A 16,235-nucleotide genomic window follows, 5' to 3' on the forward strand; every position below is an offset into this window, starting at 1 on the left:
CGGGCGCTCACCCCGCCGCCCCACCTCCGCCGAATCTCCTGTCATGCAGCGCGGCGACCAGCGGCGAAGAGTCCAGGCTCACGATCCCGGCGGTCACCACCGCCAGCCCGGTGACGGTGACCGCGCTCACGGGCCAGCCGGTGTGGACGGCCTCGCCGAAGACCGCCATGCCCACCGTCACCGCCACCACCGGCTCCGTCGCGTCCAGCACCGTCATGCTCGCGGCCAGCGGGCCCTGCTGGAAGGCGCTCTGGATGAGCAGCAACCCGCCCACGCTCGCGACGACGAGCGCGTACGGCTGCCAGGAGGCCAGCGCCGTGAGGATGCCGTGCCGGAACCGGTCCACCGTCGCGGCCAGCAGCACGGACTGGGTGCCCATGACCGCTCCGGCCGCCAGTGCCGTCGCCGACGCCCGCCACGGCCCGGACACCCACCGCGCGGCCGCCAGGGAACAGCAGACCAGGGCGCCGGTCGCGCCCAGGATCAGCAGCCAGGACAGCGGATCCGCCGCCCCGGTACGGCCTCCGTGCGGGCGGGCGGAGGCCAGGGCCAGGGCCAGCCCGGCGGCCACCGCGAGGGTGCCGAACCACTCCCGAGGGCCCAGTGCCATGTGGTGCAGCCGCGCCGACAGCGGGACCGCGAAGATCAACTCGGCGACGATCAGCGGCTGCACGAGGCTGAGCGGCCCGTACGCCAGGGCCAGCGACTGGAAGCCGTAGGCGAGCACGGCCAGTCCGATGCCGTACCGCCACCACCGGTCCCGTACCAGATGGGCCAGCAGGCGCCAGGAGAGCGTCTCCTCGTCCGGCCGCGTCCCGGCCGCCCACTGCTGGAGCACCCCCGCGACGGCGAAACAGACACCCGCGGCGAGCGAGGCGACAACGGCGACCGGCACGCTGGGACGGTCCTAGTCCGTGTCGGCCGGGCTCGGCGCCTGCGTAGCCCCCCGGGTGTGTACGTAGAGCCCGCGTCGGTCTGCGACGTCGAGATGCTGGGGGAGGGGCAGCTCGTAGCGGACGGGGCGGCTGTGGTCGGCGAGTTGGCGCCGCGGGTTGTAGACCTGGTTGAACTTCCACAGCATGCGGGCGAAGTTGGTCTGGCCGTGCAGGAGGTTGCGGCCGAGGACGCGGGCCGCGCCGAACGCGGTCCGCAGGCCCAGGTGCTTGCGGTTGATCACCGCCTGGGTGCGCACGAGTTCCTCGTAGAAGCGCTCCAGGGGGAGCTTCGTGGGGACCACCGCGTGCTGGATGTCGAAGAGGCGGTAGTCGCGCGTGGTGAGCCGACGCGACTCCGTGTGCCAGATCTCCGTACCGGGATACGGCGTCATCACGGTGAAGTGGACGATCTCCGGCACGGAGAGCGCGAACTCCCGGACGACCCGGAAGCGTTCCTCGTCCCAGGCCGGGTCCACGATCAGGTTGAGAGCGACCTGGATGCCCAGCTTGCGGGCCGTCTCCAGGGCGCGGAGGTTCTCGTCGGGGCTGACCCTCTTGCGGTACAGCTCCAGCCCCTCCGCGTCGATGGCCTCCATCCCGAGGAACATGTAGCGCAGCCCCAGCCGCGCCCACCGTTCGAAGACCTCGGGGTGGCGCAGCAGTACGTCGCTGCGGGTCTCCAGGTAGTACCGCTTGCGGATCCGGCGGCGTTCCACCTCGGCGGCGATGGCGTTGCCGTGCTCGGGCCGGATGAAGGCGACGTCGTCGACGATGAACACGTTGGGCTCACGGATCCGCGCCAGGTCCTCCGCCGCGGCCTCGGGCGACGCCTTGCGGTAGCTGCGGCCGTAGAACGTCCACGCGGAGCAGAACGAACAGTCCCACGGACAGCCGCGGGTGAACTCGATCGAGGCGCACGGGTCGAGCTCGCCGATGAAGTAACGGCGGCGGCCCCGCATCAGGTCACGCGCCGGGAGCGGGGCGTCGATGCTGTGCAGCATCAGCGGCGCGGGACCACGCCCGGCGGCGGTGACGATCCCCGGAACGCCGTCCACCCCTCCGTCGCGGACGGCCTCCAGCAGCGGCGCGACCACCGGCTCGCCCTCGCCGCGAACCACCGCGTCCACCGCGCCCCTCGCCTGTTCCAGGACCTCCTCCGCCACGAAGGACACACTGTGGCCGCCGAAGAAGACGAAGCAGTCCGGTACGGTCCGCTTGACGTCCGCGGCCAGCTCGATCGCCTCCGGGATGTTCGCCAGGTAGTTCAGGGAGACCCCGAGCGCCTCCGGCCGGAAGGACGCCACCTCGCGGCGCAGCCGGTCCCGGCCGAGCACCTGGAGGTCCACGACACGGACCTCGTGCCCGGCGTCGCGGGCGGCGCCCGCCACCCGCTCGAGGCCGAGGGGCTCGAGCCGCAGGAAGATCTCGGAGTACATCAGGGCGCTGGGGTGGACGAGCAGCACACGCATGGTCAACCTCGCCACGGGAGCGGACGGAACCGGAGGAACCGGAACGGAAGGGTGCCCCCTTCGTATCCGGCGAATCCGCGCCGCGCACCGCCCGTACCGCCGCCTGGCGGCACCGCGCGGCACGCAGGAGTGGTCCTGCCACGTCGGATACGGGACCGAAGCAGCGCCTACCCCGCACACCCGGCCCGGGGCGGCGGTTGTCGTTTCGGGTGAGGTGGCCGAGGAGGCTCGGTCCCGGAACTGGCGCGGGCGAGCGTGGAGGCGTGTCCTGGAAGCAGCGGATCCGTATCGAGCACGGCGGCGGCCGCCTCCGGGTCCGACGTCCCGCGTCCCCATCCGACCTCCTGGCCCCACACCGAGGAACGCCCCACACCGACGATCCGGACGACAGCGCAGGGAGACCGACTCTTGACACACACCGGCTCCGGCTCCACCTACGACCCCGAGACGGGTGCCGTACCCCGCCGCGTCGGAACCCGTTCGTCCGCGGCCCGGGAGCGCCGCGTGACACCGCGCCGGGACAGGCGCGTGGCCCTCGTCACCGGTGCTTCCTCGGGCATCGGTGCGGCCACGGCACGGCGCTTCGCCGCGGGCGGCTGGCAGCTGGTCGTCAGCGGGCGGGACCGGCGCGCGCTGGAGGAGACGGCCGCCGGTACCTCGGCCGTCGTCCTGCCCGCCGACCTCGCCGCCCCGGACGGTCCACGGCTGCTGGCCGAGTCGGCGCTGCGCGCGACCGGCGGCCGGATCGACGCCCTCGTCGCCGGGGCGGGCATCGGCTGGGCCGGCCCCTTCGTCACCATGCCGCCCACCGCCATCGACCAGGTACTGAACGTGGACCTCACCGCCACACTCCGCCTCGTACGGGAGGTACTGCCCGCCATGGTGGAGGCCGGCCGGGGCCGTGTGGTGCTCGTCGGCTCGGTCGCGGGCTGTGTGGGCGTGCGGAACGAAGCCGTGTACTCCGCCGCCAAGTCGGGGGTGGCCGCGTTCGCCGAGGCACTGCGGCAGGAACTGCGCGGGACCGGCGTGGGCGTGACCCTGGTGACGCCCGGACCCGTGGACACGGCCTTCTTCGACCGACGCGGCACCCCCTACCAGCGGTCCCGGCCCCGCCCCACGTCGCCCGGCCGCGTCGCCGGCGCGGTCTGGGACGCCGTACGGCTGGGCCGCGACGACGTCTACGTGCCCGGCTGGCTGACGCTCCCGGGCCGGGTGCGCGGCATCGCCCCCTCGCTGTACCGCCGACTGCTGCACCGCTTCGGCTGAGGTGACGCCGCTCCAGCCGGTGGCGTGACACCGCTCCAGCCGGTAGAAGGCATGGTCATGACCCCACCGCGTCGGGCCTTCCCCTTCCGCACGCACCGAGCCCTGCCACGCCTCACCCGCCGAGCCGTCCTGCTCGCGGCGGTCCTGGCGGCGGCGTCCGGTGCCACGCCGCACCCCTCCCGCGACTGCGCCCGCCCGGCCGACGCCGACCCGTACGACACCCTCCGCCGACGCTGGCTCGACATCGCCCTCGGCACCGGCTACGACCCACCGCCGAGCCGTACGCCTCCCGCCTCGCCGAGACCGGCGAACGCGCCCGCGGCTTCCGCGCCACCATGGCTCCCACCGCCACCTCCCTCTGGCCCGGCCTCGCCTACGACCCGCCCGCCGGCATCACCCGCAGCTACGCCCGCCTGTGGACCATGACCCGTGCCTACGTCCAGCCGGGCACCGGCTCCACCGCCGACCCCGCCCTCCTCACCGACGTACTCCGCGGCTTCGACCACCTCGCCTCCACCGCCTACAACCCCTCCACCACCCGCCACGGCAACTGGTGGGAATGGCAGATCGGCACCCCCCGCCTCCTGATGGACATCACGGCCGCCCTCCACGACCACCTCACCGACGGCCGGCGAGCCGCCGCCTGCGCCGCCGTCGACCACTTCGTCCCGGACGCGACGCTCGCCGACTACTCCGGCACCTCCACCGGCGCCAACCGCGTCGACCTGTGCCGTTCCGTCGCCCTGCGCGGCATCCTCGGCCGGACGCCCGCCAAGATCGCCCTCGCCCGTGACGCGCTCTCACCGGTCTTCCCGTACGTCACGACGGGCGACGGCCTCTACGCCGACGGCTCCTTCGTCCAGCACACCTGGGTCGCCTACTCGGGGACGTACGGCCAGGTCATGCTCGACGGACTCGGCCGCCTCTTCGCCCTGCTCGCCGGATCCGCGTGGGAGGTGACCGACCCGAACCGGCAACTCGTCCTCGACAGCGTCGAGCACGCCTACGCGCCGCTGATCCACGACGGCCTGGTGATGGACAGCGTCAACGGCCGTGCCATCAGCCGGGGTTACCTCAAGAGCGACGACCGCCATGTGCTGCGCGGCGACCACTACCACGGGCAGGGGATCATCGCGGCGATCGCCCTGCTCGCCGACGGCGCGAGCACGACCGAACGCGACCGCTGGCACGCGCGCATCAAGGGCTGGATCGAACGGAACGCCAGGAACGTCGAACGGAACGCCAGGAACACAGTCTCCCCGATCCTGACGGCCCCGCAGTTCGACGTGGCGGATCTCGCCCGGCTGCACAAGGCCGTCGCCTCACCCCGCCCGGCCGCCCCCGAACCCACCGGCCACCGCCTCTTCCCGGCCATGGACCGCGCCGTCCACCGCCGCCCCGGCTTCACCGCGAACATCGCCATGGCCAGCGACCGCATCGCGTACTACGAGTGCGGCAACGGCGAGAACCCACGCGGATGGCACACGGGCGCCGGAATGCTCTACTGGTGGGCCGACGGGCGAAGCGATCACTACACGGACTGGTTCTGGCCGACCGTCGACTGGTACCGCCTCCCCGGCACCACCGTCTCCACCAAGCGGCTCCCCGACCGGGCGGGCGGCGAGTGGGGCGAGCCCAAGCCGGACGTACGGTGGGTCGGCGGCACGACCGACGGCGAGTACGCGGCGGTCGGCCAGCACCTGAAGGGGCTGGACTCCACTCTCGAGGCCCGCAAGTCGTGGTTCTGCGTCGCCGACGCGGTGATCTGCCTGGGCGCGGGCATCACCTGCGCGGACGGCGTCCCAGTCGAGACGGTCGTCGACAACCGCAACCTGGGGGAGGGCGGCACCCAGTCCTTCGTACGCGGCCACGGCTGGGCCCACCTGGAGGACCACGGCGGCTGGATCGTGCCCGACGGGAATCTGCGCACCCTCCGCGAGGACCGCACCGGCGCCTGGTCCGACATCAACACCACCAGTACGACCGAGCGCCGCACCCGCCGCCGGCAGACCCTCTGGCTGGACCACGGCACCGACCCGACGGACGCCTCGTACGTCTACATCCTCATGCCCGGCGCGTCCCGCCGTACGGTCACCGCTCGCGCCGCCCACCGCCACTGGCTGTCGGTCCTCGCCAACGACAGCCGGTGCCAGGCCGTCCACGTCCCCTCCCTCCACCTGACGGCCGCCAACTTCTGGCAGGCCGCTTCGGCGGGCCCACTGACGGCGTCCGCGGGCGCGAGCGTGCTGGTCCGCCGCCGGGGCCGTACGGCTACGCTCTGCGTCAGCGAGCCACCCCGAACGGGTGAACCCATGGAGATCATCTGGGACCACCCGGTACGCGGAGTCGTCCGGGCCGACGACACCGTGGAAGTGGCGGAGACGGGCCGCCGACTGCGCCTGAGGGTTACTCCGGGGAGGGCATGCGCGACCCATGAATGTGAGGCGACTCTCATGTGACGACTTTGTACGAGTCCTACAAGGCGGACGCCCTCTGAGCAGTCGGAACGGCTGCATGCCGCCTAGGTTCTGTTCAGGGGTACCAGGAAAACGGGCCGGACACTGTACGGAGTCGACGGCTCGCATTCCTTGCCGCGCTTCGTATGGTCACTACATGACCGTTTTGGATGAGGCGCCGGGTGAGCCGACGGACGCGCGCGGCCGGGTGGCCGAGCTGCACGAGATCCGTGAGCAGGCGCTGGCGGGCCCGAGCGAGAAGGCGACCGAGGCGCAGCACGCCAAGGGCAAGCTGACCGCGCGGGAGCGCATCGAGCTGCTCCTCGATCCGGGTTCGTTCCGGGAGGTCGAGCAGTTGCGCCGGCACCGGGCGACCGGTTTCGGACTGGAGGCCAAGAAGCCGTACACGGACGGTGTGATCACCGGCTGGGGCACGGTGGAGGGCCGGACGGTCTTCGTCTACGCCCATGACTTCCGCATCTTCGGCGGCGCCCTGGGCGAGGCCCACGCCACGAAGATCCACAAGATCATGGACATGGCCATAGCGGCCGGCGCGCCGCTGGTGTCGCTCAACGACGGCGCCGGCGCCCGCATCCAGGAGGGCGTCAGCGCGCTCGCCGGCTACGGCGGCATCTTCCAGCGCAACACCAAGGCCTCCGGCGTCATCCCGCAGATCTCGGTCATGCTGGGCCCGTGTGCGGGCGGCGCGGCCTACAGCCCGGCCCTGACGGACTTCGTCTTCATGGTCCGCGACACCTCGCAGATGTTCATCACCGGCCCGGACGTGGTCAAGGCGGTGACCGGCGAGGAGATCACGCAGAACGGCCTCGGTGGCGCGGACGTGCACGCCGAGACGAGCGGTGTCTGCCACTTCGCCTACGACGACGAGGAGACGTGCCTCGCCGAGGTGCGCTACCTGCTGTCGATGCTCCCGCAGAACAACCGGGAGAACCCGCCCCGGGTGGACGCCACCGACGCCACCGACCGCCGCGGCGAGGTCCTGCTCGACCTGGTCCCGGCGGACGGCAACCGGCCGTACGACATGGCGAAGGTGATCGAGGAGATCGTCGACGACGGCGACTACCTGGAGGTCCACGAGCGGTGGGCGCGCAACATCATCTGCGCGCTGGCCCGCCTCGACGGCCAGGTGGTGGGCATCGTGGCGAACCAGCCGCAGACCCTGGCAGGCGTCCTGGACATCGAGGCGTCGGAGAAGGCCGCGCGTTTCGTCCAGATGTGCGACGCTTTCAACATCCCGATCGTCACGTTCCTGGACGTCCCCGGCTTCCTCCCGGGCGTCGACCAGGAGCACGGCGGCATCATCCGCCACGGCGCGAAGCTGCTGTACGCGTACTGCAACGCCACCGTCCCCCGGATCTCCCTGATCCTGCGCAAGGCCTACGGTGGCGCCTACATCGTCATGGACAGCCAGTCCATCGGCGCGGACCTCACCTACGCCTGGCCGACGAACGAGATCGCCGTGATGGGCGCGGAAGGCGCGGCCAACGTCATCTTCCGCCGGCAGATCGCCGAGGCGGAGGACCCCGAGGCGATGCGCCAGAAGATGGTCAAGGAGTACAAGTCCGAGCTGATGCACCCGTACTACGCGGCCGAGCGCGGCCTGGTCGACGACGTCATCGACCCCGCCGAGACCCGCGAGGTGCTGATCAAGTCCCTGGCGATGCTCCACACCAAGCACGCCGACCTGCCCTCCCGCAAACACGGCAACCCCCCGCAGTAACCCTGCGGATCCTGCGCGGTACCCCCGCGGAAACCTCTCTCAGGGAGACTGACGCCCATGAACACGCCTGACATTCGTGTCGAGAAGGGCCACGCCGAGCCCGAGGAAGTCGCCGCCATCACGGCGATCCTCCTGGCCCGCGCCGCCGCCCGGCCGTCCACCACCCCGGCCCACCGAGGCCGCGCCAAGGCCGGCTGGCGCCGCCTGGAGCGCGAGCCCGGCTTCCGCGCCCCGCACAGCTGGCGCTGAGCCCCTTTATAACGACGCAGAAGGGCCCCTCTCGCAGGAGAGGGGCCCTTCTGCGTACCGTGCGCGACCAAACGGCCAGGACAAGCTCAACCAAGACGCGGGGCCCCCTCCAAGGGAGGGGGCCCCGCACCACGTACCGGCGACTACCGCAGCCGCGCCATCAGCGCGTGCTCCACCAGCGTGATCAGCGCCGACTTGGCGTCCGCGCGGTGGCGGGCGTCCGTCGTGATGATCGGGGTGTCCGGGCCGATCTGGAGAGCCTCGCGGACCTCGTCGGGGTTGTAGGGCTGCTGGCCGTCGAAGCCATTGAGGGCGATGACGAACGGCAGGCCGCTGTTCTCGAAGTAGTCGACCGCGGGGAAGCAGTCGGCCAGGCGGCGGGTGTCCACGAGGACGATCGCGCCGATCGCACCGCGCACCAGGTCGTCCCACATGAACCAGAAGCGGTCCTGGCCCGGCGTACCGAAGAGGTACAGGATCAGGTCCTGGTCGAGCGTGATGCGGCCGAAGTCCATGGCGACCGTGGTGGTCGTCTTGTCCCCGGTGTGGGTCAGGTCGTCGATGCCCGCCGAAGCTGACGTCATGACGGCCTCGGTGCGCAGCGGGTTGATCTCCGAGACGGCGCCGACGAACGTGGTCTTGCCCACGCCGAAGCCGCCCGCCACCACGATCTTCGCGGACGTGGTGGAGCGGGAAGGCCCTCCGCTAGAGCTTGCGAAGTCCACTGAGCACCCTTTCGAGCAAAGTCACGTCTGGCTGGCCGCCGGCGTTCTCGTCGCCGCCGGGCTGATGGATGGCGACCAGGCCCGCCTCCGCCAAGTCGGCGACGAGGATCCTGGCCACGCCGAGAGGGATTGTCAGAAGGGCCGAGATCTCGGCTACCGACTTGATCTCACGGCAGAGGTTGCAGATCCGCTGATGCTCGGGCAGCTGGCCCTGCATCTGGTGCGGCTGCGCGGTGGTGTGCACCAGCGCCTCGATGGCGAGCTGGTAGCGCGGGCGGGTCCGTCCGCCGGTCATGGCGTACGGACGCACCAGCGGGTTGTTCGACGCCCCTGCGGGCGCCGGCTCAGGGGCGCGTCGCTGCGGCTGCACCGGCTGGATGCGCGGAGCCGGCGGCTGGTCGTACGGCGACGGCCCGGGACCCTGGGGGCCCTGGGGTGCGTACGGCTGCCGCCGATGGCTCGGTGCGGAGGGGAAGTTGTAACGGTTCGGGTTCTGGGCACCGTCGCCTTGGCCCTGGCCAGGACCGTACGACCAGTTGCCCGAAGGTGAACCGCCTGGGGGTGTTGCCACTTTCTCTCCTCCTCCGACTGTGCCGGGGCACCCATCACTGTGGAGCCGCGTCCCGAAACCTTACGGCCACGAGACGCCAAAACGCACCGTCAGTCTGTTAGTTGAGCAGGCTCCCTTGGAGCTCCGCCCGCAGATCGGGCGTCAGGACCGTACCGGCACGGTCCACCAGAAGCGCCATCTCGTACCCGATGAGACCGATGTCCGCCTCCGGATGTGCGAGAACCGCGAGCGAGGAACCGTCGGAAATGGACATGATGAAGAGGAATCCTCGCTCCATCTCCACAACCGTCTGGTTCACGCTGCCGCCCTCGAAGATGCGCGAGGCGCCGGCGGTCAGCGAGGTCAGACCGGAAGCGACGGCCGCGAGCTGGTCGGCGCGGTCGCGCGGAAAGCCTTCGGACATCGCCAGAAGGAGTCCATCGGCGGAGACCACCACGGTGTGGGACACCCCGGGGGTGTTGTCCACGAAGTTGGTGATCAACCAGTTCAGGTTCTGTGCCGCCTGGCTCATCGGGCTCACACTAACGCTCCTGGTTGTAGGTGCTGTCAGGACCACCGTGTTGATTCCTGGTGGCCTGGCCGTTCGTTTCACTACCTGCGTTACGTCCCCGCTGGACACCGCGGCGCAGGTTGCTCAGCCTGCCCCGGACGTCCTCGGGAGCGCGGGAGACCTGTGGGCCCCCCTGGGGGGTGGCTTCGGCGGCTCCCTCGACCAGGTTGGCCTTGGGTACTCGCCGCGGCAGGCCGGAGGAGGTCACCCCGCCCGCCTTGGGCTTCCGGAGCTGCGAGGCCTGCTGCCACCGCTCGTCGTTGGCCGAGCGCCAATCGCCCCTGCCGTTGCCGTTGCTCTCCGGTGCGGAAACCGACGGCTCGTGGTTCACGTGCCGCGCTCCGCCCGTGCCGCCCGCGGTGGATCCGCGGCGCGGGAGCCCGGCGTCGGTCAGGTTGTGAGCGGCGGTGGGGGTCGGCCCCGGACGGTCGAAGCCTACGCGGTTCTGCTCGTTCACGTCAGCGGCCTGCGCAGATTCCGCTTCGGGAGCGTACTGGTCCGGGTAGCCGTTCCGGTAGCCGTCCTGCTGCGGCCAGTCATCCTGGTAGCGCCGCTCTTCGAAGGCCGGGAAGGACTCCGTGGCGGGGGAGTGGGCCGGCGCGGGCTCCTCCTGACCCGGCTCCGCATACGTGGGCTCGGGGTAGCCACCGTTGGACGAGAAGCTGTCGTTCTGCGGCAGACCGCCGTTCGGCGCGTAGTACGACTCGTCGTACGACGGACGCTGCTGCTCCTCGTAGGCGGTGCGCTGCTGCTCCTCGTACGGCGCCTGCTGCGGCTCCTCGTACGGCGTCTGCGCCTGCTGGTCGTAGCCGGCGGGCTGCTGCTCCGGATAGCCGGGCCGGGCGTCGAAGCCCTCGGCGTAGCCGCCGGGCGTCTCGGGGCCCTGCTGGCCGGGCTGGCCGTTCTGGGCCTCCAGGGCCGCGCGACGCTCCTCGCGCATCAGGGAGCGGCCCACCGGGTCCAGCTCGCGTATGTCGTCCGGCACCTCGGCGTAGCGGCTGTCGTCGAAGCCGAGCTCCGCCGCCGTACGCATCGGCAGGCCGTTGTTGAAGTTCTCACCCTGGAAGTTCTGCTCCGGGATGATCTGCGAGACGGTGAACTCGTCGCCGGCGGGCTGCTGCTCGCCGCCACCGCCGTGCGTGATCGCGTCGGGCAGCATGACCAGCGAGGTCGTGCCGGCCTGCTCGCCGGAGGGGCGCAGCTGGACGCGGATGCCGTGCCGGTCGGACAGCCGGCCGACCACGAACAGGCCCATGCGCTGGGATATCGCGGCGTCCACGGTCGGCGGGTTGGCCAGCTTGTGGTTGATGTCCGCGAAGTCCTCGGCGGTGAGGCCGATGCCCTTGTCGTGGATCTCGATCATGATGCGGCCGTCGGGGAGACGGGTCGCGGTGACGCGGACCTTGGTCTGCGGGGAGGAGAACGTGGTGGCGTTCTCGAGGAGCTCGGCCAGCAGGTGCACGAGGTCGGTCACCGCGCGGCCGTGGATCTCGGCCTCCGGGACGCCGGAGAGCTCGACGCGCTCGTACTGCTCCACCTCGGAGGAGGCGGCGCGCAGCACGTCGACCAGCGGGACCGGCTGGTCCCAGCGACGGCCGGGCTCCTCGCCGGCGAGGACCAGGAGGTTCTCGCCGTTGCGGCGCATACGCGTGGCCAGATGGTCCAGCTTGAAGAGGTTCTCCAGCTGGTCCGGATCGGCCTCGTTGTTCTCCAGGTCGGTGATCAGGGTCAACTGGCCCTCGATCAGCGACTGGTTGCGGCGCGAGAGGTTGGTGAAGATCGCGTTGATGTTGCCCCGCAGCAGGGCCTGCTCGGCGGCGAGCCGGACGGCCTCGCGGTGGACCTGGTCGAAGGCGCGGGCGACCTCGCCGATCTCGTCCTTGGTGGTGATCGGGATCGGGGCGACGCGGGTGTCGACGCGACCGGGGTCGGTGCGCGAGAGCTGGTCGACCAGCATCGGCAGGCGCTGCTCGGCGATGCCGAAGGCGGCGTTGCGCAGCTGGCGCATCGCGCGGCTCATCTGGCGGGCCACCATGCCGGCCAGGATGAACGCGGCGAGCAGCGCGACCACGACGGCGGCACCGGTGATGAAGGCGTCGCGCCGGGCGTCGTCGGCGATGCTGGCGGCCTCGTTCACCGCGGTGTCGGCCAGGTCCGTCTCGATCTGACGGTAGGCGTTGTACTTGAGGGTGTTGACCGCCCAGTAGTTGTCGGCGGTGATGCCCTGCTGGGCGAGCGCCTGGCGCGCGCTGGAGTCGGTGGTCTCGAGCGTCGCCAGGGCTGTGACCATGGTGGTCGGGTTCGACGGCGGCGCCACGTAGTCCGGGTTCTTGGCCTTGGCCTCCCGAGCCATGGCCTCGCCGTCGCTCTTGAGCTTCGCCTCGGCGTCGGTGAGTTTCTGAGCATCCGCCTCGGTGCCACCGCCGATGTACTCCTCGATGGCGATGCCCTCGAGATAGGCGTACGAGGAGAGGGCGACGCGCTGCTTGGCGAGGTCGGTCTCCTTGGGGCCCGGGTTGACCAGGATGTGCATGCCGATGGAGCGCTGGAGCGACAGAGCCGCCTTGGTGAGCTCGATGGCGTAGACGGTACGGCCGTAGCTCGTGATGTTGCCGGTGCCCAGACCGAGCTCGTTGGCGAACTCGGTCAGCGGGTGCGCGACCTCGACGTAGCCCTCTTCGGTCTGCACACCGCTGAGGTTGGAGGTGTACGCGGCCTCGCGCAGCGGCGCGAGCTTGGGCTCGGCCTCGCGGAACAGCCTGAGGCGGCGCTCCAGGCCGGCCTTCGGCGGCATGCTTTGCGCTGCCTCGTCGAATTCGTCGGCGGCCTTGTCGGTGCCGGCGCGGGCGTCGCTGACCGTCTTCTTGTCCCCAGCGGTCTGGGCCGAGCCCTTCAGCAGGGGGGCGGCCGTGATGTCACGCTCGTTGTAGAGGGCGTCGGCGTAGTTGAGGGAGGCCCGCACCAGACGCGCGGTGTTCTCCGCGTCCTCGGCCTCCTGCCAGGTGTCGATCGAGCCCTTCACCTGGAAGCCGCCCATGACGAGGCCGACCAGCACGGGTATGAGCAGGATCGCGTTCAGCCGGGTCGGCACCCGCCAGTTGCGCGGGGAGAAACGGCCGCCGCTGGAAGCGGGCGCGGCCGTCTGCTCCGAACCGGGCACAGGGGCAGGCGCCGCTCCGCGCGGCGGCGGGGTGAAGTTGCCCCGTGCCGACGGCTCGGGACCGTTCTTGCTTCGCCTCACTCGACCAACAACCTTCCGGCGGTCGGCACCTTACGTTGTGCCGCAGTGTCTCAGAGCCCAGTTCGTCGCCCAGTTCGTCATCGACTGTGAGTACGTCTTTGACTATTGGGCAGTTCAGGCATTCCAGCACGTCGGCCTGTACACCTCCAAACAGTGGAGTGCAGGGATTCGAAGTGATGTAAGCCCCAGATAAAACGGTCATAAAGAGCGAGCCCCGTCAAAAGACGGGGCGTTTGTGCGCGCAGCGACACCGGTTGACCGCGACGCGTGGCCGTACCACCGGATTCCTCTGCCGAAACGTTATGAACACCAGGGCCGACCGTGTCAAAAGACACAGCCGGCTCCGGAGCGACTACGACAACTGCCGTACGGCACTGCCGACTTGGGTGCTAGCGCAGCCGTGCCATGAGAGCGTGCTCCACCAGCGTGATCAGCGCACTCTTGGCATCGGAGCGGTGCCGGGCGTCCGTCGTGATGATCGGGGTGTCCGGGCCGATCTGCAAGGCCTCCCGCACCTCCTCGGGCGCGTACGGCTGGTGTCCGTCGAAGCCGTTCAGGGCGATGACGAACGGCAGGCCGCTGTTCTCGAAGTAGTCGACCGCGGGGAAGCAGTCGGCCAGGCGGCGGGTGTCCACGAGGACGACGGCACCGATCGCACCGCGCACCAGGTCGTCCCACATGAACCAGAAGCGGTCCTGGCCCGGCGTACCGAAGAGGTACAGGATCAGGTCCTGGTCGAGCGTGATGCGGCCGAAGTCCATGGCGACCGTGGTGGTCGTCTTGTCCCCGGTGTGGGTCAGGTCGTCGATGCCCGCGCTCGCGGACGTCATCACGGCCTCGGTGCGCAGCGGGTTGATCTCGGAGACGGCGCCGACGAACGTGGTCTTGCCCACGCCGAAGCCGCCCGCCACCACGATCTTGGCGGAGGTGGTCGCCCGGCCTCCGTCAGAGCTTGCGTAGTCCACTGAGCACCCTTTCGAGCAGTGTCACGTCCGGAGCGCCGGTGCTCTCGTCGCCGCCCGGCTGGTGAATGGCGACGAGTCCGGCCTCCGCGAGGTCCGCGACAAGAATGCGGGCCACGCCCAGCGGCATGGCCAAGAGCGCCGAAACCTCGGCGACCGACTTCACTTCGCGGCACAGGTGGCAGATCCGCTGGTGCTCCGGGAGCAGCCCCATGAGCGCCGCCGGGTCGGCCGTGGTGCTGATCAGGGCCTCGATGGCGAGCTGGTAGCGCGGCCGGGTCCGGCCGCCGGTCATCGCGTACGGCCGTACCAGCGGCTGGTCGCCCTCATCCTCGTACGGCTCCGCGTACGGATCATGAGAGGCGGTGGGCGGGGTCATGAATCCTCCGGGCGGGACAGCAAGTCGGTCGGGCTAGCCGTCTGACGTGGCCGTGGGGGGATTGTGGCGGCCGGACGGTGATTTGGTGAGGCGGGTGGATCCGGTGGCGATCAGTGGAGCAGACTGCCCTGGAGTTCGGCGCGCAGGTCGGGCGTGAGCACCGCGCCCGCGCGGTCGACCAGGAGCGCCATCTCGTAGCCGACGAGGCCGATGTCGCAGTCGGGGTGGGCGAGAACGGCCAGGGACGAACCATCCGAGATGGACATGAGGAAGAGGAACCCTCTCTCCATCTCGACGACCGTCTGTGCCACGGTGCCGCCCTCGAAGATCCGGGAGGCGCCGGCCGTCAGTGAGGTGAGTCCCGACGCGACGGCCGCCAGCTGGTCGGCACGGTCGCGGGGGAAGCCCTCGGACAGTGCCAGCAGGAGACCGTCGGCGGATACGACGACGGTGTGGGACACCCCGGGGGTGTTGTCCACGAAGTTGGTGATCAACCAGTTGAGATTCTGTGCAGCCTGGCTCATCGGACTCAACTAACGCTCCTGCTGGTGAGTGGGGCTCGGGAAGCTGCCGGTCTGGCCGGTACCGGCCTGTCGACCTTGCGCGATGCCCCGACGGAGATTGGTCAGCCGGCCGCGTACGTCGTCAGGCGCACGCGAGACCTGCGGACCGGCTTGGTGCTGTTGCTGCTGAGCCGTGCCCGGGACGAGGTTCGCCCGGGGCACCCGGCGCGGCAGGCCGGAGGTGGTGACGCCGCCCGCGGCCGGCTGCCGTACGCGCTCTGCCTGCCGGACGAGTTCGTCGTTCGGCGAGCTGCGCCAGGAGCTGGTTACGGGACGCTGAGGGGCCGCGGGAGCCTGCGGCTGCTGCGGGGCCGGAGCCGAGCCGTTGCTCTGCTGCCGGTCCTGCTGGCCCTGCTGACCCTGACCATGGAACCAGTTCGTCTCCAGCGTGTCGTACAGCGGAGTACGACCGTCCCCGGGACCCGCCGGCGGCAGTGCCTCGGGCTCCTGACGGCCGGGCCGCTGCTGCGGACGCTGCGGGGCCGGCGGACGCGGAGCACCGAAGTCGGCGCCGCCGTACGTGCCGTTGACCTGCGGGCGCTCAAACTGGCCCGTGGAGGAGCCGTTGTCGTAGCCCGGAGTGGCGAACTGGCCGGTGGAGTTGCTGTCCTGGCCGGGTCGGTTGAACTGGCCGGTGGAGTTGCTGTCCTGGCCCGGCCGGTTGAACTGGCCGGTCGAGTTGCTGTCGTAGGACTGCGGGATCGAGAACTGACCCGTGGTAGACGGAGTCGAAGGGGCCGCCGGGTTGTTCCGCCCGGTCGGGGCGCCGAAGACGTCCGAGCGGACGAACTGACCCGTGTTCTGCGAGCCGTTCACACCTGGCCGCGGGAACTCCCCGGTGTTCTGCGGGTCGCCGGGAGCCGGGGCGTCGAAGTCCGGGCGGGCGAACTCGGACGTGGATCCCGGACCCTGCCGGTCGTCGGGCCGCGGCGGGATCGCCGGCATCTGTGAGGTCGCGCCCGGACCGTGCCGGTCATCGATCCGCGGCATCGGCGAGGTCTGCTCCGGGGCCTGCTCGTCGTGGCCGCGCGGGGTGTCCAGCGAGGCGCGCGGCACGGGCGGCTGCGCGTTCTCGTCGCTCCAGCTGGGCACGCGGGGCTGGTTGCCGCCGGGCAGCTCGGCGGCAAC

The 16,235-nt window shown here is 70.8% G+C and carries 12 protein-coding genes and 2 pseudogenes; 4 read left to right on the forward strand and 10 right to left on the reverse strand.

All coding sequences use genetic code 11. The annotated features are described in order from the left end of the window. Window positions 1-7: 7 nt before the first annotated feature. The gene (locus CLM62_RS30410) at window positions 8-895 is read right to left on the reverse strand and encodes a DMT family transporter (protein ID WP_095753112.1); all 888 of its coding nucleotides are present in this window, start codon (window positions 893-895) and stop codon (window positions 8-10) included. Between the two features lie 12 nt (window positions 896-907). After that, window positions 908-2,404, reverse strand: a complete 1,497-nt coding sequence (gene hpnR / locus CLM62_RS30415; RefSeq protein ID WP_095753113.1) for a hopanoid C-3 methylase HpnR — start codon at window positions 2,402-2,404, stop codon at window positions 908-910. 408 nt (window positions 2,405-2,812) lie between these two features. On the opposite strand from hpnR, the gene CLM62_RS30420 reads away from it, so the two are divergent. From CLM62_RS30420 to CLM62_RS30435, 4 genes and pseudogenes are all read left to right on the forward strand, one after another. Next, entirely contained in the window at window positions 2,813-3,670 is an 858-nt protein-coding gene (locus CLM62_RS30420) for an SDR family oxidoreductase (protein ID WP_095753114.1), read from the forward strand. Window positions 3,671-3,727: 57 nt separating this feature from the next. Further along, window positions 3,728-6,129: pseudogene (locus CLM62_RS30425) on the forward strand (polysaccharide lyase 8 family protein). Between the two features lie 154 nt (window positions 6,130-6,283). Then, a complete protein-coding gene (locus tag CLM62_RS30430) occupies window positions 6,284-7,867 on the forward strand; it encodes an acyl-CoA carboxylase subunit beta (protein WP_095753115.1) in 1,584 nt (527 codons plus the stop codon). A 57-nt stretch (window positions 7,868-7,924) separates the two neighbouring features. Then, on the forward strand, window positions 7,925-8,116 hold the full coding sequence (locus CLM62_RS30435; RefSeq protein WP_095753116.1) for an acyl-CoA carboxylase subunit epsilon: 192 nt from the start codon (window positions 7,925-7,927) through the stop codon (window positions 8,114-8,116). A gap of 143 nt (window positions 8,117-8,259) precedes the next feature. Here the strand turns inward: CLM62_RS30435 and CLM62_RS30440 are convergent, their stop codons facing one another. The 8 genes and pseudogenes from CLM62_RS30440 to CLM62_RS30475 form a co-directional block, all read right to left on the reverse strand. Continuing rightward, the gene (locus tag CLM62_RS30440) at window positions 8,260-8,841 is read right to left on the reverse strand and encodes an ATP/GTP-binding protein (protein ID WP_009314218.1); all 582 of its coding nucleotides are present in this window, start codon (window positions 8,839-8,841) and stop codon (window positions 8,260-8,262) included. Next, window positions 8,822-9,412 (reverse strand): DUF742 domain-containing protein, encoded by a 591-nt coding sequence (locus tag CLM62_RS30445; protein ID WP_095753117.1) that lies wholly within the window; start codon window positions 9,410-9,412, stop codon window positions 8,822-8,824. The genes CLM62_RS30440 and CLM62_RS30445 overlap by 20 nt, the downstream gene beginning before the upstream one ends. Window positions 9,413-9,509: 97 nt before the next feature. After that, a complete protein-coding gene (locus CLM62_RS30450) occupies window positions 9,510-9,923 on the reverse strand; it encodes a roadblock/LC7 domain-containing protein (protein WP_004983065.1) in 414 nt (137 codons plus the stop codon). Between the two features lie 10 nt (window positions 9,924-9,933). Next, a complete protein-coding gene (locus CLM62_RS30455; RefSeq protein ID WP_095753118.1) occupies window positions 9,934-13,203 on the reverse strand; it encodes a nitrate- and nitrite sensing domain-containing protein in 3,270 nt (1,089 codons plus the stop codon). Window positions 13,204-13,592: 389 nt separating this feature from the next. Continuing rightward, window positions 13,593-14,168, reverse strand: a complete 576-nt coding sequence (locus CLM62_RS30460) for an ATP/GTP-binding protein (RefSeq protein ID WP_095753119.1) — start codon at window positions 14,166-14,168, stop codon at window positions 13,593-13,595. Continuing rightward, complete coding sequence (locus tag CLM62_RS30465) at window positions 14,149-14,544, reverse strand: DUF742 domain-containing protein (RefSeq protein ID WP_030611532.1); 396 nt, start codon at window positions 14,542-14,544, stop codon at window positions 14,149-14,151. Before CLM62_RS30465 ends, CLM62_RS30460 begins: the two co-directional genes overlap by 20 nt. Window positions 14,545-14,654: 110 nt before the next feature. Further along, on the reverse strand, window positions 14,655-15,068 hold the full coding sequence (locus CLM62_RS30470; RefSeq protein ID WP_095753120.1) for a roadblock/LC7 domain-containing protein: 414 nt from the start codon (window positions 15,066-15,068) through the stop codon (window positions 14,655-14,657). A gap of 9 nt (window positions 15,069-15,077) precedes the next feature. Beyond that, window positions 15,078-16,235: pseudogene (locus tag CLM62_RS30475) on the reverse strand (hypothetical protein); the annotation flags it as partial.

The sequence above is a fragment of the Streptomyces sp. SA15 genome (genome assembly GCF_002291145.1).
Taxonomy (GTDB): domain Bacteria; phylum Actinomycetota; class Actinomycetes; order Streptomycetales; family Streptomycetaceae; genus Streptomyces.